This window comes from Roseibacillus ishigakijimensis (assembly GCF_016595415.1).
GTDB lineage: Bacteria > Verrucomicrobiota > Verrucomicrobiia > Verrucomicrobiales > Akkermansiaceae > Roseibacillus > Roseibacillus ishigakijimensis.
This window is the reverse complement of record NZ_JAENIO010000018.1, coordinates 1-22118: the sequence shown is the minus strand read 5'-3', so window position 1 is coordinate 22118 and position 22118 is coordinate 1. Positions and strand designations below refer to the sequence as shown.

25 protein-coding genes are annotated in these 22118 nt (G+C 59.3%); 10 read left to right on the top strand and 15 right to left on the bottom strand.

Going from position 1 to position 22118, the window contains the following annotated elements; genetic code table 11:
* Positions 1–2 precede the first annotated feature (2 nt).
* Both JIN78_RS08610 and JIN78_RS08605 read right to left on the bottom strand, forming a co-directional pair.
* Positions 3–1010, bottom strand: a complete 1008-nt coding sequence (locus JIN78_RS08610) for an AAA family ATPase (RefSeq protein WP_200391553.1) — start codon at positions 1008–1010, stop codon at positions 3–5.
* A 122-nt stretch (positions 1011–1132) separates the two neighbouring features.
* On the bottom strand, positions 1133–1933 hold the full coding sequence (locus JIN78_RS08605) for a PEP-CTERM sorting domain-containing protein (protein WP_200391552.1): 801 nt from the start codon (positions 1931–1933) through the stop codon (positions 1133–1135).
* Positions 1934–2164: 231 nt separating this feature from the next.
* Between JIN78_RS08605 and JIN78_RS08600 the strand changes: the two genes are divergently transcribed.
* Genes JIN78_RS08600 through def form a run of 3 tightly spaced genes read left to right on the top strand, consistent with a single transcriptional unit; the run spans position 2165 to position 3823 of the window.
* Positions 2165–2839 (top strand): MotA/TolQ/ExbB proton channel family protein, encoded by a 675-nt coding sequence (locus tag JIN78_RS08600; RefSeq protein WP_200391551.1) that lies wholly within the window; start codon positions 2165–2167, stop codon positions 2837–2839.
* A 6-nt stretch (positions 2840–2845) separates the two neighbouring features.
* Entirely contained in the window at positions 2846–3271 is a 426-nt protein-coding gene (locus JIN78_RS08595) for an ExbD/TolR family protein (RefSeq protein WP_200391550.1), read from the top strand.
* Positions 3272–3274: 3 nt separating this feature from the next.
* Positions 3275–3823 (top strand): peptide deformylase, encoded by a 549-nt coding sequence (def, locus tag JIN78_RS08590; protein WP_200391549.1) that lies wholly within the window; start codon positions 3275–3277, stop codon positions 3821–3823.
* Positions 3824–3844: 21 nt separating this feature from the next.
* Here def and JIN78_RS08585 read toward each other — a convergent pair whose 3' ends face one another.
* The 8 genes from JIN78_RS08585 to JIN78_RS08550 all read right to left on the bottom strand — a co-directional run bounded on the left by JIN78_RS08585 (position 3845) and on the right by JIN78_RS08550 (position 9029).
* Positions 3845–4165, bottom strand: coding sequence for a hypothetical protein (locus tag JIN78_RS08585; RefSeq protein WP_200391548.1), 321 nt, complete (start codon positions 4163–4165; stop codon positions 3845–3847).
* Entirely contained in the window at positions 4146–4358 is a 213-nt protein-coding gene (locus JIN78_RS17850; protein ID WP_200391547.1) for a DUF433 domain-containing protein, read from the bottom strand. The genes JIN78_RS08585 and JIN78_RS17850 overlap by 20 nt, the downstream gene beginning before the upstream one ends.
* A 50-nt stretch (positions 4359–4408) precedes the next feature.
* On the bottom strand, positions 4409–4645 hold the full coding sequence (locus tag JIN78_RS08575; protein ID WP_200391546.1) for a hypothetical protein: 237 nt from the start codon (positions 4643–4645) through the stop codon (positions 4409–4411).
* A 169-nt stretch (positions 4646–4814) separates the two neighbouring features.
* Entirely contained in the window at positions 4815–5573 is a 759-nt protein-coding gene (gene lptB / locus JIN78_RS08570) for an LPS export ABC transporter ATP-binding protein (RefSeq protein WP_200391545.1), read from the bottom strand.
* Positions 5574–5579: 6 nt separating this feature from the next.
* Positions 5580–6884 (bottom strand): hypothetical protein, encoded by a 1305-nt coding sequence (locus JIN78_RS08565; protein ID WP_200391544.1) that lies wholly within the window; start codon positions 6882–6884, stop codon positions 5580–5582.
* 7 nt (positions 6885–6891) lie between these two features.
* Positions 6892–7707, bottom strand: coding sequence for a 3-deoxy-8-phosphooctulonate synthase (gene kdsA / locus JIN78_RS08560; RefSeq protein ID WP_200391543.1), 816 nt, complete (start codon positions 7705–7707; stop codon positions 6892–6894).
* Complete coding sequence (locus tag JIN78_RS08555) at positions 7704–7985, bottom strand: DUF1844 domain-containing protein (RefSeq protein WP_200391542.1); 282 nt, start codon at positions 7983–7985, stop codon at positions 7704–7706. The genes kdsA and JIN78_RS08555 overlap by 4 nt, the downstream gene beginning before the upstream one ends.
* A 135-nt stretch (positions 7986–8120) precedes the next feature.
* A complete protein-coding gene (locus JIN78_RS08550; protein ID WP_200391541.1) occupies positions 8121–9029 on the bottom strand; it encodes a nucleotidyltransferase family protein in 909 nt (302 codons plus the stop codon).
* A 363-nt stretch (positions 9030–9392) separates the two neighbouring features.
* Here JIN78_RS08550 and JIN78_RS08545 point away from each other — a divergent pair, with 363 nt between their 5' ends.
* Both JIN78_RS08545 and JIN78_RS08540 read left to right on the top strand, forming a co-directional pair.
* Positions 9393–11624 carry a hypothetical protein gene (locus tag JIN78_RS08545; RefSeq protein WP_200391540.1) on the top strand — a complete coding sequence of 744 codons (2232 nt, stop codon included), beginning with the start codon at positions 9393–9395 and terminating at the stop codon, positions 11622–11624.
* Positions 11625–11804: 180 nt separating this feature from the next.
* Positions 11805–12266 (top strand): BLUF domain-containing protein, encoded by a 462-nt coding sequence (locus JIN78_RS08540; protein ID WP_200391539.1) that lies wholly within the window; start codon positions 11805–11807, stop codon positions 12264–12266.
* Here the strand turns inward: JIN78_RS08540 and JIN78_RS08535 are convergent.
* Positions 12263–13237 (bottom strand): enolase C-terminal domain-like protein, encoded by a 975-nt coding sequence (locus JIN78_RS08535; protein WP_200391538.1) that lies wholly within the window; start codon positions 13235–13237, stop codon positions 12263–12265. The two genes, JIN78_RS08540 and JIN78_RS08535, sit on opposite strands and share 4 nt — an antisense overlap.
* A 232-nt stretch (positions 13238–13469) precedes the next feature.
* On the opposite strand from JIN78_RS08535, the gene JIN78_RS08530 reads away from it, so the two are divergent.
* Genes JIN78_RS08530 through JIN78_RS08515 form a run of 4 tightly spaced genes read left to right on the top strand, consistent with a single transcriptional unit; the run spans position 13470 to position 17816 of the window.
* On the top strand, positions 13470–14189 hold the full coding sequence (locus tag JIN78_RS08530; protein WP_200391537.1) for an RNA polymerase sigma factor: 720 nt from the start codon (positions 13470–13472) through the stop codon (positions 14187–14189).
* Between the two features lie 42 nt (positions 14190–14231).
* Complete coding sequence (locus JIN78_RS08525; RefSeq protein ID WP_200391536.1) at positions 14232–16811, top strand: SUMF1/EgtB/PvdO family nonheme iron enzyme; 2580 nt, start codon at positions 14232–14234, stop codon at positions 16809–16811.
* Entirely contained in the window at positions 16729–17136 is a 408-nt protein-coding gene (locus JIN78_RS08520; RefSeq protein WP_200391535.1) for an OsmC family protein, read from the top strand. The genes JIN78_RS08525 and JIN78_RS08520 overlap by 83 nt, the downstream gene beginning before the upstream one ends.
* A 56-nt stretch (positions 17137–17192) precedes the next feature.
* Positions 17193–17816 carry a DUF1287 domain-containing protein gene (locus JIN78_RS08515; RefSeq protein WP_200391534.1) on the top strand — a complete coding sequence of 208 codons (624 nt, stop codon included), beginning with the start codon at positions 17193–17195 and terminating at the stop codon, positions 17814–17816.
* Here JIN78_RS08515 and JIN78_RS08510 read toward each other — a convergent pair.
* From JIN78_RS08510 to JIN78_RS08495, 4 genes are read right to left on the bottom strand one after another with little or no spacing between them, the layout of a single operon-like run.
* Positions 17785–18912, bottom strand: a complete 1128-nt coding sequence (locus JIN78_RS08510) for a M20 family metallopeptidase (RefSeq protein ID WP_200391533.1) — start codon at positions 18910–18912, stop codon at positions 17785–17787. The two genes, JIN78_RS08515 and JIN78_RS08510, sit on opposite strands and share 32 nt — an antisense overlap.
* Entirely contained in the window at positions 18909–19748 is an 840-nt protein-coding gene (locus JIN78_RS08505; RefSeq protein WP_200391532.1) for an NAD-dependent epimerase/dehydratase family protein, read from the bottom strand. Before JIN78_RS08505 ends, JIN78_RS08510 begins: the two co-directional genes overlap by 4 nt.
* Positions 19745–20974 carry an N-acetylmuramoyl-L-alanine amidase gene (locus JIN78_RS08500; protein ID WP_200391531.1) on the bottom strand — a complete coding sequence of 410 codons (1230 nt, stop codon included), beginning with the start codon at positions 20972–20974 and terminating at the stop codon, positions 19745–19747. Before JIN78_RS08500 ends, JIN78_RS08505 begins: the two co-directional genes overlap by 4 nt.
* A 5-nt stretch (positions 20975–20979) precedes the next feature.
* The gene (locus tag JIN78_RS08495; RefSeq protein ID WP_234037884.1) at positions 20980–21540 is read right to left on the bottom strand and encodes a Fur family transcriptional regulator; all 561 of its coding nucleotides are present in this window, start codon (positions 21538–21540) and stop codon (positions 20980–20982) included.
* On the opposite strand from JIN78_RS08495, the gene JIN78_RS08490 reads away from it, so the two are divergent.
* Entirely contained in the window at positions 21539–21991 is a 453-nt protein-coding gene (locus tag JIN78_RS08490) for a hypothetical protein (RefSeq protein ID WP_200391530.1), read from the top strand. The genes JIN78_RS08495 and JIN78_RS08490 overlap by 2 nt on opposite strands.
* Positions 21992–22118: the final 127 nt, after the last annotated feature.

The following is a 22118-nucleotide window of genomic DNA, read 5'->3' as shown; positions in this document are numbered from 1 at the left end:
GATTACTGGCTTTGCAAGGTCTTGGGCAGGGGCTCGCTCTGGGTGGGCACTTCGGCGAGGATCCTGGCGACCAAATCGTTGTTGGTCAGTCCTTCCACGCGGGCATTGTATTCCAGTAAAATGCGGTGGCGCAGCACGGCGGGGGCCACGAAGCGCACGTCCTCGAAGGAGGTGTGGGTGCGCTCTTGCAGGAGGGCGCGGGCGCGGGCGGCCGAGGCCAGAGAGAGGGCGGCGCGCGGAGAAGCACCGTATTTAATGGCGCTGGCGGCGGTGGACTGCCCCGGGTGGGTGGCGTCCACCAGGCGGGCGATGTAGTTGGCGACGACGTCGGGGAGATAGATGCGCCGCACGAGAGCGAGCACCTCCTCCAGTTCTTCCGCCTTCAGCAGAGGCCGCACCTCAGGCTCCTGCCCCAGATCGCGGGTGGTGATGATGCGCTGCAGGGTGTCCACCGAGTTGCGGGTGACCTCGAGCTTGAACAAAAAGCGGTCGAGCTGGGCCTCGGGCAGGGGGTAGGTGCCCTCCAGCTCAATGGGGTTCTGGGTGGCGAGAACAAAAAAGGGCCGGGGCAAGTCGTGGGTCGTTCCCAGCACGGTCACCCGGCGCTCCTGCATCGCTTCCAGTAAGGCGGATTGGGTCTTGGGCGAGGCGCGGTTGATCTCATCCGCGAGACAGAGATTGGTGAAAAGGGGGCCGGGCTGGAAGACGAACTCGCGCCGACCCTCCGTTTCCTGCAGAACCGGATTTCCGGTGATGTCGCCAGGCAGCAAATCGGGGGTGAACTGGACGCGCTTGGTGTCCAGGGAAAGGAGCTTGGAAAGAGTCTTCACCAGCTCGGTTTTTCCCAAACCCGGCAGGCCTTCCAGCAGGATGTGGCCGCGGGCGAGAAGGCCGATGACGACCAGGTCGACGAGCTCTTCCTGGCCATAGATGACCTCGTTGAGGCCCGCCGCCAACGAGCGCACATGGCGGCTGGCGCTGGCGATTTCCGATTCCGAAGCATGTTCCATCGCTGACAGCATGGGAGTTTGCCGACCGCAGGTCAATGTCGCCGACCGTGAAAGGGCGGGGTTCGATAAAAAAAGCCCGCTTCCCGAGGAAAGCAGGCTGGAGAGAGTGAGCGCGAAGTCGCTTAGTTCCGCTTGCGGCGCAGGGCGAGCAGTCCGCCTAGCGCGACCAGACCCAAGGAAGAGGGCTCGGGGACGGGACCGAAGGAGAAATTTTCCAGACAGACGACAACGTTTTTGTCTGAGAGGATTTCGCCGTTGGAAGAAGCATCCTCGTTATAGATCATTTCCAGGATGAACCCGGTGTAGGAGCCGGTATCAGCGATCACGGCGGATCCTCCGAAATCACCTGCTCCTGAAGTTTGCGTGGTGGTGCTGTCCAAGGTCAGTTCATTGGTCCCCAGTCCCAAGTATTGTTGGCCACCGCTTCCGGAGTTGGTGAAGCTTTGGCTTTCCCATTCCGCTCCATCGGTGCTGATCAGGGTCAGCTTGTAATCGAAGCGAGCGTTCAAAGCATCAGAGATGCGGACGCTGCCGCCACGAAGAGGCTCAGAGAAGTCATAGCGGAAGGAGTAGGAATCACCGCTATTCAGGCCGAGGACGGGCAAAAAGGGATCTTCGGGATTCACTCGGGGTTGATTGTCCGCATTATAGGCCTCGTAGACGGAGCTGGGGCCAAAAGGAGGTCCTACCGCCTTGCCGCTCAATGAGCCCATACATAGGATGGTTGTAAATTCAGCAGAATCGACATAGGCCGGAGGCTCGTCACCGTTATTTGCAGGGTCGTCGTCGAAGTCGTTGAAGTTCTCGTAGAAATACGAATCACTATGAGCGGTGCCGTTGAGAAGCTGAGCTTCATAGGTGGGAGCGGCTGAAAGTGTACCCACGCTCACTAGGACCAAGGGGGAAAGGTGAAAGATTTTCATAAGGTTGGAGGATGAAATTATTCGCTGGAGCGCTTCATTTCGTTTTTAAAAGAAAATTGCAATCTTAAATTTTTATCAATTATTCTGTTACTGGCGCAAAACAATAGGATTTATCGGCAAGTAGTTGGAAATAAGAAGAAAGTAAATTTCCTGATATTTTTGCTCATTCAGACTTTTTTTCTTCCAGACTTGGCGGGAATCACGGTCTGTGTCATGGAGTTCGTCACCTGTATGAACCCTCTTTTGGCTGCTTCCTACTTTGATGCCACTTCCCGCGTGTGGGATTTTCTCGTGAATGGCGGCCCCTTCATGGCCGCCATTGCCTTGTGCTCCATCGTTGCCCTCGCCGTCACGGTGATGAAGCTGATGACTCTGCGTAAGGAGCACATCATCCCCGACAAGCTCGCGGGCGAGGTGGAACGCTTTGACCAGTATCTGGAAAACGACACTCTCGGCGATTTGGAGGGGGAATTTCGGGCCGGACAATCCGCGCTCTCCCGCCTGTGCTCGGTGGCCGTCAGTAATGCCGGGCGCAGTCAGATCGAAGTGCAGGAAGCGGTGCAATCCAGTGCCCGCGAGGAGATTGTGAAGCTCAATGGTGGCCTTCCGGTGCTGGAGGTGGTCATCACCATTGCTCCCTTGCTGGGACTTTTGGGGACCGCCAGCGGTCTCGTGCTCGTCTTCCGCGATTTCGGGGCCGATGCCGATTACTCGCAGTTGTCCAAGGGGATTGCCATGGCCCTCAGCACCACCATTGCGGGGCTGGCGGTGGCCGTGCCCAGCGTGATTGCTCACAGTTATTTCTCCCGCCAGATCGAGACCATGGCCGCCCGCCTGGAGGTGGTCCTCAGCAAGGTGGTCTCCGCCTGTCACCAGCACGTCTTTTTCAAACGTTCGCAAGGATAAGCCGCGATGGAACTCTACCGCCCCAAGCGCAAGGCCTACAATGTGCCCATCGTGCCGCTGATTGATATTCTGGCGATTCTCCTCATTTTCGTCATCGTTACTTCCACCCGGAAAAAGCCCCGGCCAGTCGTGCCCATCGAATTGCCGACGGTGAAGGAAGTGGCTTCCAGCGAGCTCACCGTCGAGCGCTCGGTCCTCGCCCTCACTCGTGAGGGGGATATTCTCCTCGAAGGGGTCACCGTGCCGGAAGGAGAGCTGGCGGGATACCTGAAAGCCTTCCAGACGGTCAATCCCGACCGCGAATTGGAGCTGGAAGCTGACGAAGGCTCTTCCCTTGGCCAGCTCTTCAAGGTATGGGAGGCGCTCAGCGAGGTCGGGATTGAACTGAAAGAGGTGCCCGCCCGCATCAATTTGCCCACTGAAAACAACTGAGACATGGTTTTGGAAATCAAACAATACGGAGACCCGATTCTACGCAAAAAGTGTCGGGTTGTGGAAGAGGTGACGGATGAGATCCGCGAGCTCGCCGAAAATATGATCGAAACCATGAACGACGCCCATGGAGTGGGCTTGGCCGCCCCGCAAATCGGGGAAGACCTTCGTCTCGCGGTGGTCGATGTCTCCCACGACCCGGAGTCCATCACCTACCTGAAAATCGACGATAAAGTGGCGGAGTTGGATGAAGTCATGCCCTTGGTCTTCATCAACCCCGAGCTGGAATTTGGTGAGGAAAAGGAGCTGGGCCGCGAGGGCTGTCTCAGCATTCAGGACATCCAGGCCGAGGTGAAGCGCCCCCTCGATGTCATTGCCAAGCTGGAGCTTCTCGATGGTCGCGTGATCAAGCTGGAGAGCGATGGTCTCCTCGCCCGGGCCATCCAGCACGAGGTCGACCACCTCAATGGCGTTCTCTTCATCGATCGGGTGGCCCCCGCCACCAAGCTTTCCCTCAAACGCCGCCTGAAGCGCTTGCAGCAGGGCGGGTGAGGAGATTTATCGTCAGGATGATCACTGTCGATCAATCGTGAGGTAATCTCCCGGTTGGGCAGAAATGATGGCCGCTATAATAGCCTCAATGTATTGAGGAATTTCCCTCCGGTTGGTAAAAGGGATTTCCACAATCGCGATTGCCCGGTCGGCGAGGTTTTGTTGATAACGTAGATTTCGGTCTGCGGTGAGGAAAACATCGAATTTGCCATCGATGAGAGCAATCAGCTCCCCGTTCTGGACCCCCGACCAGCCCTGATAATAAACGGTAACAACCTCGAACTCACTAAGCCAATGGCGGAGCTTTTGGGGAAGGTTCTCATCAAGAATGACAGTCTTCACGAGCAATTTTGAGGAAAAGGAGTGCGCTCGCTTTTTCTACGGAAGGAAAATCCTCTAAAAAGCTCTCCAGTCCTTCTCCTGAGTCGAGATAATCCAAGAGGGTCTGGGCGGAGACACGGGTGCCCCGAAAAACCAGCGTGCCGCCCACGATCCGGGGATCAGATTGAACCGGGCTTTGTTCGAGGGCGATCATGGGCCCGAAGATAGCAGATCTTGGGGGAAGTGGCGAGGGGAGAAATTTTTCTAATTTTTGTTCAAGCGTCGGCGATGAACGGTCGCACTTACGAGCCAGATGGGAATCATGATCGGCAAGGAATAGATCCCGACGAAAAGGAGGGCAATCGAACTTTGGGCATCGAGGTGCCAGTGGAAGGCGCTGAGGTAAACGAAAGCAAACCAGCCGCCGTAAAGAAGAGACCCTACGGTCAGGAGAATCTGGCAAAATCGTTCGAGGCAAAAGGAAGAGAGGTAGATTGACACGAATAGAGGGAATAGGGAAAAAGGGACGAGAAGAATCAGCCCTAGCGGCGAGTCAACCTGACCAAAAAGAGCGATTGTCCCTGCTCCCAAAAGAACGGTTGAAATAACGAGAGCGGGAGGAAATCGGGTGTTCACTGCTCTCGTTCAGGCAATTATCTTTTGCTTTGGTTTACAACCGGAACTCGTCGCCCAAGTAGAATTTGCGGGCTTCGGGGTCGTTGGCGATGGTTTCGGCCGAGCCCTCCAGGATGACGCGGCCATCGACGAGGAGGTAGGTGCGGTCGGTGATGTGCAGGGTTTCGCGCACATTGTGGTCGGTGATGAGGAGGGCGAGGCCGTCCTCGTTACGCAGCTGGGTGATGATCTTCTGGATATCGGCTACCGCGCGGGGGTCGACACCGGAGAAGGGCTCGTCGAGGAGGAGGATGGTGGGGTCGGTGCAGAGGGCCCGGGCGATGGTGAGGCGGCGTTTCTCTCCCCCGGATAGGGTAATGGCCAGGGACTTGCGGATGTTGGTGATGCCGAAGCGCTCCATGAGCCCTTCCGCTTTTTCCAAGCGGGCCTTTTTGGATAAGCCTCGCTGCGCTTCCAGAACGGCGAGGAGATTTTGTTCCACGGTGAGCTTGCGGAAGATGGATTCTTCTTGCGGCAGATAGCCCAGCCCCTGCCGGGCCCGGCGGTGGATGGCGTGGCGGGTGACGTCTTTGCCATTGAGCCGCACCGTGCCCGCATTGGGCGGAACGAGGCCGGCCACCATGTAGAAGGTGGTGGTTTTGCCCGCGCCATTGGGGCCCAGGAGGCCGACGATCTCACCTGGTTTGACAGAGAGGGCCACGTTCTCCACCACCGGGCGCTTGCCGTAGCATTTGCGCAGGCCGGTGACTTCGAGGATGTTCGTCGCTTGCGGGCTTTTGGTGGGTGCAACCATGGAAGTTCAGTTGTTTTTCAAGGGGAAGTCCTTGCTGTCAATCTTCCAGCCATCGCCGGAGGTGTTGGCTTTGAGGCCTTCTTCGCCCAATTCGATGCGCACGGAGGAACCCTGGTTTTCAGATTGCAGCTGGATCTCCATTTTTCCCTTTTTCATCCAGAAGGTGGGGCGGCCGTCTTTGAGAATGAGCACTTTGCTCTGGTCGTCATAGTAGGCGGTGGCCGCAGAGGCTTCCACGGGATTGCCGTCTTTATCGATGCCGCTGAAATTCACTCCTCCGGTAGCGACCAGGCTTTCCAAGTCGGTGATGGTGAGATCGGGGTTGTCGTCAGCTTCTTCTTCGCTTGCGCCCTCTGCGGGCTCTTCGGTGAGGAAGAAAACCTTGAGTTCTTTCTTGGCCTTCAGGGTGAAGCGTTCCTCTTTGACAACCACATTGCGGAGAAGGACGAGGAGATTTTCGTTGCCATCGAAAAAGCAGCCGCCGTCGCACTCGATGGTGAGCTCGGGATCCTTGATGGGAGCCTTTGCCTGGGCGGTGGTGTTGGCGGGCGGGGGATTCTGGATGAGCCGGGTCAGGGCCTGATTGTCCACCTGCTGGGAAAAGGAAAGGAGCTTGTCTTGGGCGTCTTGTGCCTTTTCCTCATGTTGGGCGCTTTCCTTGTGAGCCTCGGTTTGGCTGGACTGCAGCTGCGCTTCGGTAGAAGTGGCCAGTTGTTCCACCTTGAGCAATTCTGCGGCGGTGGGAGGCCGATGAGTGGGCTCGGCCGCGACGAGGAAGCTGGTGCTGGCGAGGAGGGCGGGGAGGGCGGGGAGGGCGGGGAGAGGTGGTTTCATGAGAGAGGCGGAGGGTTCTGGTTTGGCATAAATCTGGCAAGAAATGGGTCCGAAAAGGAAGCCGCGGCGGGTGTCGAGGTGGAAGACCCCTCCGGTGCCCGCGAGGTCGAACTGGGGACTGGAGGCGGTGATCCTTTCCTGCACCGTCAAGACGCCGGGCGTGAGCCGGTAGCGGGCCTGCTCCATATCGACCGCCACGTGGCCTCCGGCGGCCTCGGTATTCATGCGCAGCTGGATGTCGCTGCAATCCACCATGATGGCCTGGCGGTCGTTCACGGGAGGTCCATCGGGGAGGATTTCCATCAGCCCCGCCTTCAGGTAGGCCACGCGACGATTGTTCTCGTCGTAGCGCGGGATGGTGACGTCGCTGAGAGTGCTGTTGAGGGGGAGGACCTCCAGAGTCGGCGACAAACTTTCGCCGGGGAGCAGGGGAAGGGCTCCCAGAATTGCGAAGCAGACTGTCGCGCTTTTCCTCATGAGCCGGTCAGGGATTGAGCACTTGATGGATGGCCTTCAGCGAGGTCAGGACTTCCTCCAATTGAGAAAGGGGGACCTGGTTGGGGCCATCGGAAAAGGCCTCTGCCGGATTGGCATGGGTCTCCATGAAAACTCCGTCCACTCCGGTGGCCACTGCTGCCCGGGCCAGCACGGGTGCCAGCTCGCCATCGCCTCCGGTGGTCTTGCCATCGCCGCCGGGGCGCTGCACCGAGTGGGTGGCATCGAAGATGACGGGCACGCCTTCCTGGCGCATCCAGTAGAGCGAGCGCATGTCGGTGACCAGGTTGTTGTAGCCGAAGGTGGTGCCGCGTTCAGTGAGGGTGAAGCGCTCGCAGCCAAAGGATTGCATCTTTCCCACGATGTTGCGGCAATCCCAGGGAGCGAGGAATTGCCCTTTCTTGATGTTGACCGCGCGGCCGGTCTTGGCGGCGGCTTCCAGCAGGTCGGTCTGACGACAGAGAAAGGCCGGAATCTGGAGGAAATCGATGTGCTCGGCGGCTATCTCGGCATCCTCCGGGGTGTGGATGTCGGTGGTCACGGGCACGCCCAGCTCTTTGCCAATGGCTCCGAGGAGGGCGCATCCGGCTTTCGCCCCGGGCCCTCGATAGGAGTCGGCGGAGGTGCGGTTGGCCTTGTCGTAGGAGGCCTTGAAGACGAAGGGGACGGCCAGCTTTTGCGCGATGGCTTGAATGTCGCGCGCCATTTGCCAAGTGAAGTCCTCGCTCTCAATGGCACAGGGGCCGAGGATGAAAAAAAGCTCCCCGCCGCCGAGGGTGATGTCTTGGATTTGAAAGGTATTCATTCTTCTTCGTCGTTGCCGAGTTCGCCGCGTTCCGCTGCTTCCAGGAGGGTCTCAATGTTGCCAATGGCCTTGGCGAGAAATTCACTTTCCTCTTTCACCAAGTTGCCCTTGCTCTTGTCGCGGAGCATTTCCAAGGAATCGAGCACGCTTTGAGCGGCCCGGAGATTCACCGAGGTTTGGCCCGTGGCGGGATTGGGGATTTTGCCTAAAAAAAGCCCGGCATTCTGTGCCTGAAAAAGCACGAAGTCCATAAAACGCTTGTCGAGAGTCTCTGCCATTCGTGGTGACACGATGGCCTTTCCCACGCCAGCTGTCGAGCCGTTGTTGGGTGCGTTTCCGCTCTTTTTGCCAAAAAGAAAACCCGGCGGGCGAACCGGCCGGGTGGGATAGGAACCAAGCGGGGTCGCGAGGCTTCAGGAGAGCTTTTCGGGGTATTCGCCAGCCGCGATCAAGCCGGCCACGGCATCGACCACGAGGGGCTTGTCGTCGGGGTAGGTGACCCCGAACCAGCTGGAAGAAGTGGGCAAAATCTTGCAGGTGGCGCGGCCTTTTTCGACGAAATCATCCACGACTGTGGGGATGTAGCATTCGCTCTTCGGGGTCTCGATTTTCTCCCGCAGGAAGGCGGCGAAATGCTCCTCGGTCTGGGCAAAATAGGCGGGCGAGAAGCACCAGAAATTCATGGACACGATGTCTTCCTCGGAGACCAGGCGAGTCTTTTCATCGAGCCCGGTGCCCGCCACTGTTCCGTCTGCCTGGCGCTTGATGTCGACGACTTCTTCCACGTTGACCAAAAGGCCGTCGGCGCTGGCGGTGCAGATACCCCGATTGACCCCGCCGTGGTCGGAAAGGGTGTTCTTGAGGTAATAGCCCACGATGGCGTAGTCGGTGGAGTCGGTGGGCAGGTTGGTGAGGAAATCGGCCGCAGTCTGGTAGGCGTTCGCTCCGTAAAAGTCGTCCGCATTGATCACGGCGAAGGGCTCGTTGATGACGTGCCGAGCGGCGCGCACCGCATGGGCGGTGCCCCAGGGTTTTTCCCGACCCTCTGGGACCGAGAAGCCCTCCGGGAGGTCGTCGAGCTGCTGAAAGGCATAGTCGATCTCAATGCGATCGGCGAATCGGGCTCCGACTCCTTCTTTGAAGGCCTCGGCAAAATCTTCCCGAATGACGAAAACCACTTTGCCGAAGCCGGCTCGGATGGCGTCGAAGACTGAATAATCAAGGATGGTTTCGCCATTGGGTCCCATGGGATCCATTTGTTTGAGGCCGCCATAGCGGGAGCCCATGCCAGCGGCGAGAACGAGGAGGGTGGGTTTGCTCATCGCGAGGAGCATGGGAGGAGGCGGCGGAGAGAGTCAAGTTCCTCATGCTCTTCTTCGTTCCGGATTCCGCGGTCCCTGAAGGCGAAGGGTGGACCTTTTCTCGCTAGGAAAAAAGAGCTTATTATGGGTCTTTCAAAGATAATGAAAATCGGCAGTTGATACCTCATTTGGGTGAGTGTGTTTTGAATAACTGGTTTTCCTGCGAGCGGGGCCTTTCGTCTTGACGGAGGAAGTTTCTTTTCGGAAAGGTGAGCTATTGATCTTGAGTTATGGGGGCTGATTTTTTTCGTCGATTTGTCGCGAGCGTGCGGGAGGTTCGGCGAGAGGTGGGAGGACTCGGGATTTTCTCAAAAAGAGTAGGTTATGAGTGAATTGAAAATATCAAAAACAGTGGCGCTGGTTTGTGGCTTCCTGGCTGTTGAACAGCTTTCGGCCGATGTTTCGGTGACGACAGCGGATGGCGAGGGATTTGATGGTTATTATCGAGTGATTGATAAGCCGGATACCTTTCATGGCACCTTTGTGCCAAGTGATGGTTCTTATGCAAAAGTTCGTCAGTATGGGCCTGATGGTAGCGGGCAAGCTCGCTTCTATATCGGACAAGTTCAGTTCGATTTGAGCGGAGTCGAGTTAACTGGTGATGATATCGTGGGCGCCACATTGACCCTGAAGTCGCATGGCAATACCAAGGGCACGGCGGATTGGACGCTGGCGGCGTTCACGGGGGATGACAGCTTGTTGACCGAGAGCACTGCTTATGATGCGGCGAATCCCTTGTTGAGCGGTGACTTTGTGGGAAGCAATGGCGACACCAACCTGTATTGGGCCGAGGGGGCGGTGGAAGAATTGTTGACCTTCACCAATGTTCCCAGCGGAGAATTCAATGTGATGGGGGAAGGCAGTGAAGAGATGACCGTTCTTTTGCAAGGTGCTCTGGACGGTGACAAAAAGGTGACCTTCCTCATCTACGGGGGTAGTCAGGAGCTGTTTTTTCACACGGAAGAATCTCCTGAACATCAGCCGACTTTGATCTTGCAGGAAATCCCGGAGCCATTCTTCACAGCGGGCCCAGTGGAAGTTTACCAGGGAGATTCGGTCGAGATGAGCTGGTATGCTCCCCCGGAGGCAACCGATTTGACCTTGAGCCCTGGAGTGGGCGATGTGAGCGGCAATACCGCCTCCAACGGGCTGGGGTCCCTCTCCCTGCCTGCCCCGACTGAAACAACGACTTATGTGCTGAGTTACAATCTGGAGGGGACTCCGGTGATGTTTGAGCAAGAGGTGACCGTTTTGCCCTCTTACTTTACGGTTTCGCCAACGGTGGCTATCGCGGGCTATTCCACGGTGGATTTGGAATGGCGCGTGTTGCCAAACACGAGTGAGGTGCTTTTGTTAGTCGGACCAGAGGAGGGGCCTTTTACAGAGGTGGATGAAACTTCTCTTACCTCATTGGAAACTGGAGAAGGCCAGGAGTCTGGTTGGCTGGTGTATGCAGGCGAAAATACTTTCAAGCTGCGCTATACCGTTGATGGCACGACTTATGAGCTGGTGCAAACTATCGAACTAGTGGATTCTTTGTTTGAAGATTCCATCACCGGAAGTTCGCTGAATTCGAGCCTGCTCTTTGCCGGAAATCCAGTCTACACCGACCGCAGTCATGGCTGGATCGATGTGCCGCCAGTGATGGAAGGGGCCCAATACATGAATGTCCCCAATGATAGCAAGGATTCGGGCGATTATTCGGTGACCGCTACCCTGGCAGAAGATGCGACCGTCTTTCTCATCGTGGATAACCGGGTGGGCGATGACCTCGGGGGAGCCGATCCAGCTTCCGGGCAAGACGATCCGCCTACGCTGGGAGGAGGGGTGATGGATTGGGTGGCTGCCGATGGCTGGCAGGATACCGGGCTGGACATTGGAAATGATGAGAACGGGAATGGCTCCGCCAACACGAGCTACAGCGTGTATTTCCGCCAGATGACGGCGGGGACCACCTTCACCACGGGGGCGCAGGCCAATGGTTCCCAGCGGGTGCTCTATCAAATCGCGGCAGTCGCGGGTCCGGTGGTTCCCTATGCCTTTGCCGCTACTCCCAACGTCATTGACGAGGGGGGCAGCTTCGAGCTGCGCTGGACGGTGGACCCGGGAGCGACGGTGACCATTGATCAAGGAGTGGGGGAAGTCACCTCCTCCACCGATGCTGCGACCGGAGTGGGCAGTCTTTTGGTCACGCCCACGGCTACCGGAGCTCTCGACTATGTCCTGAGCTACACCCCTTCGGGCGGTGGTGGAGTCCAGACTCTGGGGCCGGTAAGCGTCACCGTCATTCCCCTCACGCCCCCCGCGCCTCTGGTGGTGGAGGCTCTCGTGGTCGACGAGTCCGCGAACGAGGTCCGGGTGACCTACCCCGCGCCCGAGGGAGTGACCGATCCGGGCGCGCTCAGCGATGAGATTCAACGTTCCGCCACTTTGCTGGCCAATTCGTGGGAGACCTTGACAGGAGGGGCTTTCGCGATCGCGGATGGGATGGTGATCTATACGGACGATACTCCCGAAGAGGGCGGAAGGGCTTTCTACCGGGTTGTCCGTCCGTAGCTTGCCTCTTTATTGAGTCCTTTTAAAACCCGGGTCAGAATGTCTAATCTGGCCCGGTTTTTTCTTTTCTGCTGAGGTGAGGAGGAGTCAGCTGTTCGGGTGAAAAGGGGAGAATTCGGAAAAAATCGTTAAATACTGCTTCCCAAAGAGGTGGAAAAGGAGCATGCATGAAATGAACGGATGAACGATAGCTCGAATATTCACCTCATTATCTACCTTAGTTGCTACATTCCTAGTGGGAAAGGGGTAGAGGTTGACTTGCGAGAAATCGGCGCCGCGGCCCAAAGGAGGAACCCGGGGGCTGGAATTTACGGTGCCCTGTTTTTCCACGAAAACCGGTTCCTGCAGGCCATCGAGGGGCCTCAGCCCGCCTTGGAGGCTCTCATGGCGACACTGGAGGAAGACCCGCGCCACTGCGATCTTGTGCGGGTGGTTGATGAGCCTGTGGAAAGGCGCAGCTTTGAGGAGTGGAATATGCAGACCTTTGATCTGAGCCCGCGGGAGGAGCTGAGCCTGGAGATGGTGGAGAATTTCCGTTGTCGTTTTTTGGAGCAGGGTCCGCTTGAGGGGCGGGTCTTCGTGGATTTGCTCAAGAAGTTCTGCTCCCGGCCCGCTTTGCGGCAAGCCTTGGTGGTGACTTAGAGTTTTTCCCACCGCAGGCTGTCCAACTGCTCATCGAAGCCGAGACCGGTCCAGGCGACGGGTTGGAAGCCCGGCTGCACCGGTCCGAGGGCTTTGGTGAAGGCATTGCTCTGGAAGAGGTGGTGGGTCTGGAGGCCGCAGGTTGTGACGAGGCCCGGGAACTGGAGGGCGAGGCGACCTGCTTCCCAAGCGGCAAAGCTTTGCCCGAAGGGGTGGTCCAGATAGCTGGTGACGACGACGCGCTGCCCTTTGCCAGCGGCGGCTTCGGCAAGGAGCCAGGGTTCGTCGAGCGCGGGCTTGATGATGACGTATTGGGCGCTCTGTCGCGAGCTGACGTTGGGGGCGGCTTCCCGGTCGATGGCTAAGGGGACGCGGGTCTCGCGGTGGAGTTTCTGCCAACTGTCTTCACCGAAAGGGCAGGGATCCTCCACGAAGTCGATGCGTTCGCGGATTTCATCGGGAAGAGCGAGGAGGAAATCGCGGATTTCCTCGCGCTTGGGTTTCTCGTTGGCATCGAGGCGCCAGCGCAAACGGGGCCAAAGGGTGCTTTGTTCGCGCAGAAAGTGTCCTTCCTGGCTGAGATTGCGGCCAATCTTGAGTTTAATGGTATCGAATCCTTGCTCGGTGGCCGTGAGGAGGAGGTCGCTATCGGTGGTGGGGAGGGTGAAGTGGCTGGGGGGAATCTCCATTTCCTCGAACATCCAGTCTTCATTGAGGCGGGCGGCGGCGTCCATCTCGGCACAGCGCAGGGCGCGGCGGACGAGGGGCCAACGTCGTTTGCCGGCGAGATCGGCGAGGCACTTTTCCAGAGTGGGATCGCCTAGTTCGGGCCAGGGGTGGAGACAGGCGAAGCCGTGATTGAGCTGGATGAGGGCACCGGGGTGATCGGGGCTGGTCCGGCGGGAGCTCAAGCCGGTGGCGCTGCGTAGCCGGTAGCGGGCGATGTAGATGTCGTCTCGGGATGTGGTCACGGAAGGGCTATGGCGATGGCGCGGAGGGGGAGTTTTGACAAGGGCGAATCCGGGGGAATGGGGGGGCGGGGGGTGTTTTTTTCTGTGACACCGGGGGCGATGGCTGAAAGCTGGCTTGAAATGCTACGTTTTCTGCCCTCATCCTCGTAGCCGGTTTTTCCCGTCCCGTGACACTCCGGTGACGGAATCGGGAAAGACAAGAGCAAGGAGGCGTGGTAGCATTGGAAAGAGCATGGCGAAGCGAGCGAAAAAGAAAACGGCGGTCGATCTTCCCGAAGAGCCTCAGTCCGAAGAGGGCAAGGCCCGGCAGAAGAAGATCGAGGCGGCTTACGAACAGACGCGCAAGAGTCTGATCGCGCGCCTCGACAACTGGGAGGACCAGCGCACTTGGGATGAATTTTACAAGACCTATTGGCGGTTGATCTACTCGGTCGCCCTCAAGGCCGGTCTTCGTTCGGAGGAAGCCTTTGATGCCGTTCAGGAAACCATTCTCTCCATTGCCAAGCAGAGTAAGAAGAATCTCTACGATCCGGAGCAGGGGTCTTTCAAAACCTGGCTCATGAATATGACCCGTTGGCGCATCAACGACCAATTCCGCAAACGGAAGAAGGATACCGCGATGGCGATGGGGGAGTGGAGCGATGAGCGCAAGACAGCGGTCATCGATCGCTTTGAGGATCCCAAGGGTGACCTGCTGGAGCGGATGTGGGATGTGGAGTGGAAGCAGAATCTGGCGGATGCGGCCTTGGCCCGCACCAAGGCACTGGTTTCGCCGAAGCAGTATCAGATTTTCGACTACTACGTGGTCAAGCAGTGGGATGCCGAGAAGGTGCAGAAGCACCTCGGGGTGAGCATGGCGCAAGTTTATTTGGCCAAGCATCGCGTGGGTGCGGTGCTCAAGAAGGAACTGGAGAAACTGCGTAAACTGGGGGAAGAGGAAGACGAGATCTAAGCTATGGCCCGGCAGCCTCGGTCAGCGCCGGAAATCCCGGATATGGAAGTGCTCCGCCAAATCGGTGGAGGCTCCTACGGGGAGATCTGGATGGCGCGCTCGGTCACCGATACCTTGCGCGCGGTGAAGCTCGTTTATCGCAACGACTTCGATGATGATCGCACCTTCGAACGCGAGTTCGAGGGAATCCTGAAGTATGAGCCGGTGGCCCGCGAGCACCCCGGTCTGGTTGATATTCTGCACGTCGGGCGGGATCGGCGGGGAGAGGAAGAGTTTTATTACTACGTGATGGAGCTGGGCGATGATGTTGAACGCGGTTCCAACATCCGGCCTGCCGATTACGAGCCACGCACGCTGCGCAGTGACATGCTGCGGGCGGGGCGGCGCCCCCTCGCGGTGGGCTTTTGTGCTGAAGCAGGGGCTCGTCTGGCGGGAGCGCTGGCGCATCTCCATGCCCAGGGGTTGGCCCACCGCGACGTGAAGCCTTCCAACGTCATCTTTGTCAAAGGGCAGGCCTGCCTGGCTGATATCGGATTGGTGGCCGCCCGCGACCAGCGCACCTTCGTGGGCACCGAGGGCTTTGTGCCGCCGGAGGGCCCCGGATCTGCCGGAGCGGATGTCTATGCTTTGGGCAAGGTGCTCTACGAAATGGCCACTGGGAAAGATCGGCTGGACTTTCCCGAGCTGCCCGATGAGCCCATTCCGAAGCAGGATACCAAGCGCTGGTTGGCTCTCAACAAGGTCATCTGCGAGACTTGCGACCCACGCATCAAGAAACGCCGATATCGCGAGGCTGCCGATCTGGAGCAGGTCCTGCTTCTGATCCACCGGGCCAAGCGCATACAGAAAAAGAAGACCCCGCTGGCCCTTCCCTTTGCCACTGTGGGCGTCACTTTGGGATTGCTGGGTTTTGCCTTTTATACGGCCACTCCGGTGGTGGTCAATTCCAGTGCAGGTCGCATCAAGGCCGCGCCCACCCGGGCCTTTGTCACCGTGGCCAGTATTCCCGAGGGGGCGGAGATTTACGATGGCGAGGGGGAGCCTATTGGGGCGACTCCCTATGGGCCCAAGGAGTTTCCCTTTGGCTCCGAGGTCACCTTTCTCCTGAGCTATCCCGGGCATAAGACCGCCGAGATCACCGAGACTCTCGATGAGGAATACGAAATCTTCAATGTGACTCTCGAGCGCTATCCACCCGAGCCGGGGCTGGAATGGCGGGACTTCTTGGGTCAGCGCTATTTCCCCGAGGGTAATTCCCACTTGTCCGCTTACCTGGTGGGTCCGGTGGAATTCAAGCAATCCCCGGCGGGGGATGGGCAGAAGTGGGAAGGGCACGAGGTGAGCGAGAACGGAATCAAGCGTCGGGCGGCCTTTGTCACCCCCGAGCAAGGGGAAGAGTTTGTCCGTTGGTTGGCAGAGAAGAGTGAGGCCGACGGGGTGCGAGCCAGCGAATACCGTTTTGCGGTTGAGTTCGAGGACCGCGAGGGCTTTTTGGGTGTGCCTCAGGAAGTGTGGGATGAAGGGTTGCGGCCCTTCCGGGTGCGGGTCTTCCCCATTCAGCACGGCAGCCTCGCCTTCGCCACGGAGCCTCCGCGGGCTTGGGTTTACCTCGACGATGAATATGTGGGGACCACTCCCCTGGAAGAGATTGCGGTCTTTCCCGGGGAATATCGCTTGCGGGCGGAGCTCGATGGTTACGAGGACTTTGAAACGACGGTGACCGTGAGCGAAGGCCAGGCTTTGACCTTGCCCGCGATCTCCTTGCGGCCCACCCAGGGCATGCCGTGGCAAATTCCCAATTGGAAGAATAGCCTCGCGATGGAGTTCGTGGAATTTTCCCCGGATCTCCTCGTTGCCCGATGGGAAACCCGGGTGCGCGATTTTCGTGAGTTCGTGGTCTCCTCCGAGGGGGTCATGCCCGAATCGCCTGATTTTTCCCAGACCGAGGATCATCCCGTCGTCAACATCACCCGGCAGCATGCGCTCGACTTCTGCCAATGGCTCACGCTGCAGGAGAGGGAGCACGGCCTCATTCGCGAGTGGCATGAATACCGGCTGCCCACTGACGAGGAGTGGTCGCGTATGGCCGGGTTGGATGGCGAGGTGGGGGAGACCCCCAGTCAGCGTGCTTTGTTGGAATCCGATGGCTACCCGTGGGGAGAGGATTTTCCCCCCGCTGGGAAAGTGGTCAACATCGCTGGTATGGAGGGCGCGGCCTCCCGGGTGCCTTCCAAGCTGGTCTCCGGCTACAATGATGGCTTCCCGACCACCGCCCCCGTGGGGCATTTCCCTCCCAATGAGTTGGGGATTCATGACTTGGGGGGCAATGTGCGCGAGTGGGTGAGCGACTTTTACACCACCCGTAAGGCGGGCTTTGGCACCAGCCGGGGGGGCTCGTGGAAGGACTACCTGCCCGAGCACTTGCGCACCGGGGCCCGGCGCGTGGTGAGCGAGATCGACGATGGCTACGGCTTTCGCGTCGTGCTTGCCAAAGTGGAGCAAGTCGACGACAAAGAAGAGGAACCGGAAGACGACGAAGATGGTAGAAGTGACGATCGATTACAAGGGAGACCTGCATTGCGAAGCCCATCACGGGCCCTCGAATTCGACTTTGGCGACTGATGCTCCCGTAGACAACCAGGGCCGGGGGGAGGCCTTTTCCCCCACTGACCTGGTGGCCACCGCCCTCGGCACTTGCATGGCCACCATCATGGGAATCACGGCCCGGCGCAAAGAGCTCTCTCTCGCCGGGTTACAAATCAAGGTCGCTAAAGAGATGTCGAGCGATTCGCCCCGGCGCATCACCCGGCTGGCGGTGACCATCGCCATGCCTTTGCCCGCCGATCATCCCGAGGCCCGGCTGCTGATCAATTCGGCCCTCACTTGTCCCGTCCACCAGAGCATCCATCCCGATATCGAGGTCCCCATTGAGTGGAGGTGGCAATAGTTGGGGGCCGGGGAAAATGTTGAGACAAGGAGAGCATCGGGCCTCGTTGACTGAACATGCGGGTGATTCTGGCTATTTGTTTCCTTTGGACCTCACTGTCTTGTGGCGAGGAGCGGGAAAAGAACGCCAATGCGGCCATCGTGGAAGGGGCCCGCGCCCGCATCGGGGTCACGACCCGTTACGTGCCTGACTATGTGGCCTTGAGCTATCCCGGGGGCGATGTGCCCGAGGAGACCGGCGTGTGCACCGATGTGGTCATCCGGGCTCTTCGCGCCACCGGGGTGGATCTGCAAAAGCTGGTGCACGAGGACATGGCGGCCCACTTTTCCGCCTATCCTCGCAACTGGGGGCTCAAGCGGCCGGACCGAAACATCGATCACCGCCGCGTGCCCAACTTGCAGACCTACTTCGAGCGGCAGGGGTTGGCGCTTCCCGTCACGCAGGAGCCGGGCGACTATCTGCCAGGCGACTTGGTCACCTGCCTCGTCAACGGACGTCTCCCGCACATCATGGTGGTGTCCGATAAAAAATCTCTTCGGGGGATCCCTCTTGTCATTCACAATATCGGCGCGGGCACCCGGGAAGAGAATCGCCTTTTTGCTTTTCCCCTGACCGGACACTATCGCTTTTACCAGAAAGAGCAGGAGCTCAGTTCTCCAAGCTCGCAATCAGGCTCTTGAAGAAATCCGCGCCTTTTTCCAAGTCGCTGATTGTGATGAATTCGTCGGCAGTGTGGGCTTGGTCGATGGAGCCCGGGCCGATGCAGACTGCAGGGAGGCCGGCGGCATTGAGGTGGGCGGCGTCGGAGAACCAGGGCGCGCCCACCAGTTTTCCTTCCGGGAGGGCGCTGGTGAGACGTTGCAACCAGGGGTGGTCGGGCTTCACTTCCATGGGTGGGGCCTCGCTGGTGGGGCCAAAGGTGAGGGGAAGCTGGTTCTCGGCGATGAGTTGCTCGACCAGTTGCCTGGCGCCGCCCTCCGCCGCGAGGTCGGGGGTGAAGCGGATGTCGAGGGTGGCTTCGGCGTGGTCGGGCACGATGTTGGCACTGCTGCCGCCCGCAATGGTGCCAATATTTAGCGTGGAGTGACCCAGTACGGGATGCTGATAGGTGGCGAGGCGGTTGGTGAGCTTGCGATTGAGCAAATCGAGCGAAGCGGTGAGCTTGAGAATGGCGTTCTCGCCCAGATGGGGCTGGGAAGCGTGGGTGGCTTTTCCCGTAGTGCGCACTGTGGCCCAGAGCGAGCCCTTGGTGACGCGGACAAACTGGAGAGAAGTGGGCTCGCCAACGAGAGCGAACTCGTAGTCGCGGGCCTGGTGGCGGGCGAAGTGTTTGGCGCCCGGCTGGTGGGATTCCTCGCCCATGAAGGCTACGAAATCCACCGCCACGGGGAGCTCGGCCAAGCGATCGCGGTGGTGGTGAAGAGCGCAGAGCATGGCTGCCATAGGGCCCTTGGTGTCGCTGGCTCCGCGGCCCCAGATGCAGCCATCCTTTTCCTCGCCGGAAAAGGGGTCGATGGTCATCCCGTCCACCGCCACGGTATCGAGGTGAGGGCCGAAGAAAATGCGGGGTCGATCCTCGGGACCGGGGGCGCGGGCGATGAGGTTGGGGCGTCCGGGCTGGACTTCGTCGAGGGTGACCGCAAAGCCCCAGCTGGTGAGCAGATGGGCGAGATGCTGGGCCATGGCCTCTTCCCCGGAGTGGGGCGAAGCGGGCACGGCATCGGGATTGACGGAGGGGATGCGAACCAATTCTTGCAGCAGGCTGGTGACGGTCATGACTGGATGGTGGGCAAAAGGTCGTCGAGTGCGGAGAGGAAGCTGGGGTAGTGCGGCTCCCAGCCGGTGGCGCGGAGCTTGGCATTGGAGACCGCTTTGTGGGTCCAGCCCCGCTTGGAGTTGGGGTTGGGCGGAGCGGTGGACGGTAGAGGGAGGGAGAGTCTTTCCGAGAGTTGCTGATAGGTCGCCAGTTGACTAGTGGGCTCGTTGTCGTTGACATTGAAAAGGCCGCGCTCGTTCTCCGCGATGAGGTGGAGGACGGCGCGGGCGGCATCATCGCGGTGAATCTGATTGAGCAGGCGAAGGCCCAAGCCCTGTTCCGTTTTTTCCAAAGTGGCTTCTCCGGCGAGAAAGCGGCGCAGGATGACGCTCCGATGGGGGCCGTAGATTCCAGTCAGGCGCAGGGCCGTGCCGCTATCGGCGAGGACCATGCGCTCGGCTTCTTGCAAGATGGCGGAGGTCGCGGTTTGTCCTTGCGGGGCGCTCTCCTCGGTCACCGTGCTGCCATCGGTTTGGCGATAGACGGAAGTGGAGGAGATGAAGGTGAGATGGGCGGAGGGAAAGGCGGCGATGAGGCGCTGGGTGCCGGTGAGAAAGATCTCCTCGTAAGCCTCCACCCCGCGCCCTCCCGAGGAGGCACTGGCCAGCAGGTGGGTGGGAGCGGGAATCTGGCGGGCCAGCTTGCTCAGTGCGGCCTCGTCGGTGAAGTCGACCGCGAAATCAGCTTCGTCGCCGGATTTGGAGAGGGTGAAGACGGTCCATTGGCGGGCGCGGGCCTGGCGGGCGACTTCTTGGCCGAGGTAGCCGTGGCCGGCAATAAGCAAGGTGGGAGTCATGGCAAGGGAGAGGTTCGGGGGTTCTCGCGGTAGAATTCGGCGATGCCTTGGGCGAGGGTGTAGGCATATTCCCGCACCAGGGAGCGGCGGGGCGTGCCGTTGATTTCGCGAAAGCCCTCGTAGTCGCCGAGCTGCACGCGGTGATAGACTTCGCGATGGTTCATCACATAGGGCTCGAGGAAAATGGTGGGGGCTTCGTAGAGACGGTTGGCGAGGAGGTTGCGGGCGTAGATGGGGCGCACCGGGTCGACGGGCAGGGCTGGCGCGGCAGGGGAGTAGTTGTAGGGCACGAGGTCGAGTTCCCGTAGAAAGACGTCGGAGATTTTTTGCGCGAGCGGGAGAGCGCGGCGGGCGGTGCGGCTGAAAAGGTGGCGCAGCATCTCGAAGCGCTCGTCGTCGTGGACCAGCTCGCCCGCCATGTAGGCTCCATTGAGAAGAAGGTGGAAGTGATTGCGGGGGGCCCAAGGGTCGGCGGGATCATTCCAGGCATCGGCGTTGTAGTGGAGGCAGAAGACGAGGTCGGGCTGGATGACCTCGTTGACTAGCTCGGCGCGAGCGCGGATCTCAGCGGTGCGGTAAAAGATTTTTTCGGCCAGAAGCCGGTCGGGAAAGGCGGGGAGAAAGTCCTGGGGTCGTTGATCGGTGACCGGCTCGGAGGTTTCCCGCACGAGGGTCACGGTGGCTCCCATCTCCTCAAGGAGTTTTTTCAGGTGTCGGGCCGTAGCGAGAGCGAGGTCCCCTTCGCGGACCGGGATTTGGCTCGCATCCTCGGAGAAAGGCTGGAAGTTGCGCTGCTCGAGGATGGCGAACTCTCCGCCAATGTGCCCGGGATCGAGGGCAATGTGGATTTCAGAAAGGGGGGGGAGAGGAGCGGCGGGGGAATCTTGCGCGGCAAAGGACAGGTGCGTGGTGGGTGCGTTTTCCCCGTGATGATGCTTCACCGTCACACCGCCGGGGTCGAAGGTGATGGCCGGTTGCCAAGCCTCCGGAAGGGCATAGATCTCACGCAAATCACGTCCGAAGCTCGCTGCCGAGAGAGTGCCATCGAATTTTTGCAAACGGGACCAATCGGGGCTGGTGCCCAGAGTGGCCAGGGCGGGGCCGACCGGCAGAGGGGCCGGAGGGGTGGGTTCCGGCCGAGGCGGGCGGGTGAGAGCCAGCCAAATGCCTCCGGCTACCAGAAGTATCGTAATGAAAAGGGGAAGAATTTGCGAGAGTTTGCGCATGGTGATCATTTCTTCCGATTGGGGAGTCTTTTGCCTTCCAGGCGGGCTTGAATGAGGTTCGGGCAATGTCCTTTGGCCCGCAGTTGCTCGCAACTGGCCTCGGTGCGCAGGGAATGCTTGAGGGGGCGGAAACCGAGGCGCTTGGTGAGGCAGTTGTTGAGAATGTCGAGATGGGGGTCCTCGAATTCAATCACTTTGCCGCAGTCCATGCAGACGAGGTGGTTGTGGGAAGGGCGGTCGAGGAAATTGGGATCGTAGGTCGTCTGGCCGTCGCCGAGGTCGATTTCGTGCAAGAGGTCGGCTTCGGTGAGCAGGGCCAGAGTGCGGTAGACGGTGGCGCGGGAAGCGGTGGAACCTTTTTTGCGGAAGCGATCAAAGAGTTGTTCGGGGGTGAAGTGCTCGTCGGACTCGAAAATGAGCTCCACAATGGCATCGCGCTGGGCAGTTTGCCGCAGACCTTTGGCGCGGATAAAGGCGTCGAGTTTTTCGCGAATGGCGGGAGGCATCATGGGAATGCCCCAATCAGTAATTGAGGAAATCGAATTAGGAAAGGAAGATTGGGACATGAAACCGATAGTCTGGTTGGCGGGCCTCGCGCTGGTGGGGGCAAGTTGTTCTTCGCATGAGCGCTTAGAGGTGAAGCAATTCACCGTGCGGGCAGCGGATCCGGAATGGAGCGACGAGCTGATGGTGCGGGGGGAAATCCAGAAACGTCTTTACGGGGCCGTTAGCGAAGAGGAACGCCAAGCCCGCCGGGGGCAATATTACTCCGCCCGTTGGCGAGTGGACCCCGCCGCTGGCCCCATCCGGGTGACCTTCCAATACCGTCAGGCGGCCACCGGCAGCCAGGTGCGCGCGCTCGTGCAGGACATCGTCCCGCAGGCCGAGACCGGGGTGGCGGAGTTTCAGATCGCAGGGGAGGCCTACCAAAAAGGCGGACGGGTCCTCGCGTGGCGCACCACTTTGGAGCAGGGAGATCAGCTCCTTGGCGAAAAAAAATCCTTTCTTTGGGAATAGGTCTCGTGACTTTTTTCTCGAATAATTAGTCTCTAGAGCGGGTCCTAGAAATGGTTCCAGCCCCTGTTCTGTATGAAGGGGATGGCAAAATTGAAAAAATGACAATTCATTGGTGTGGGAGGATTGA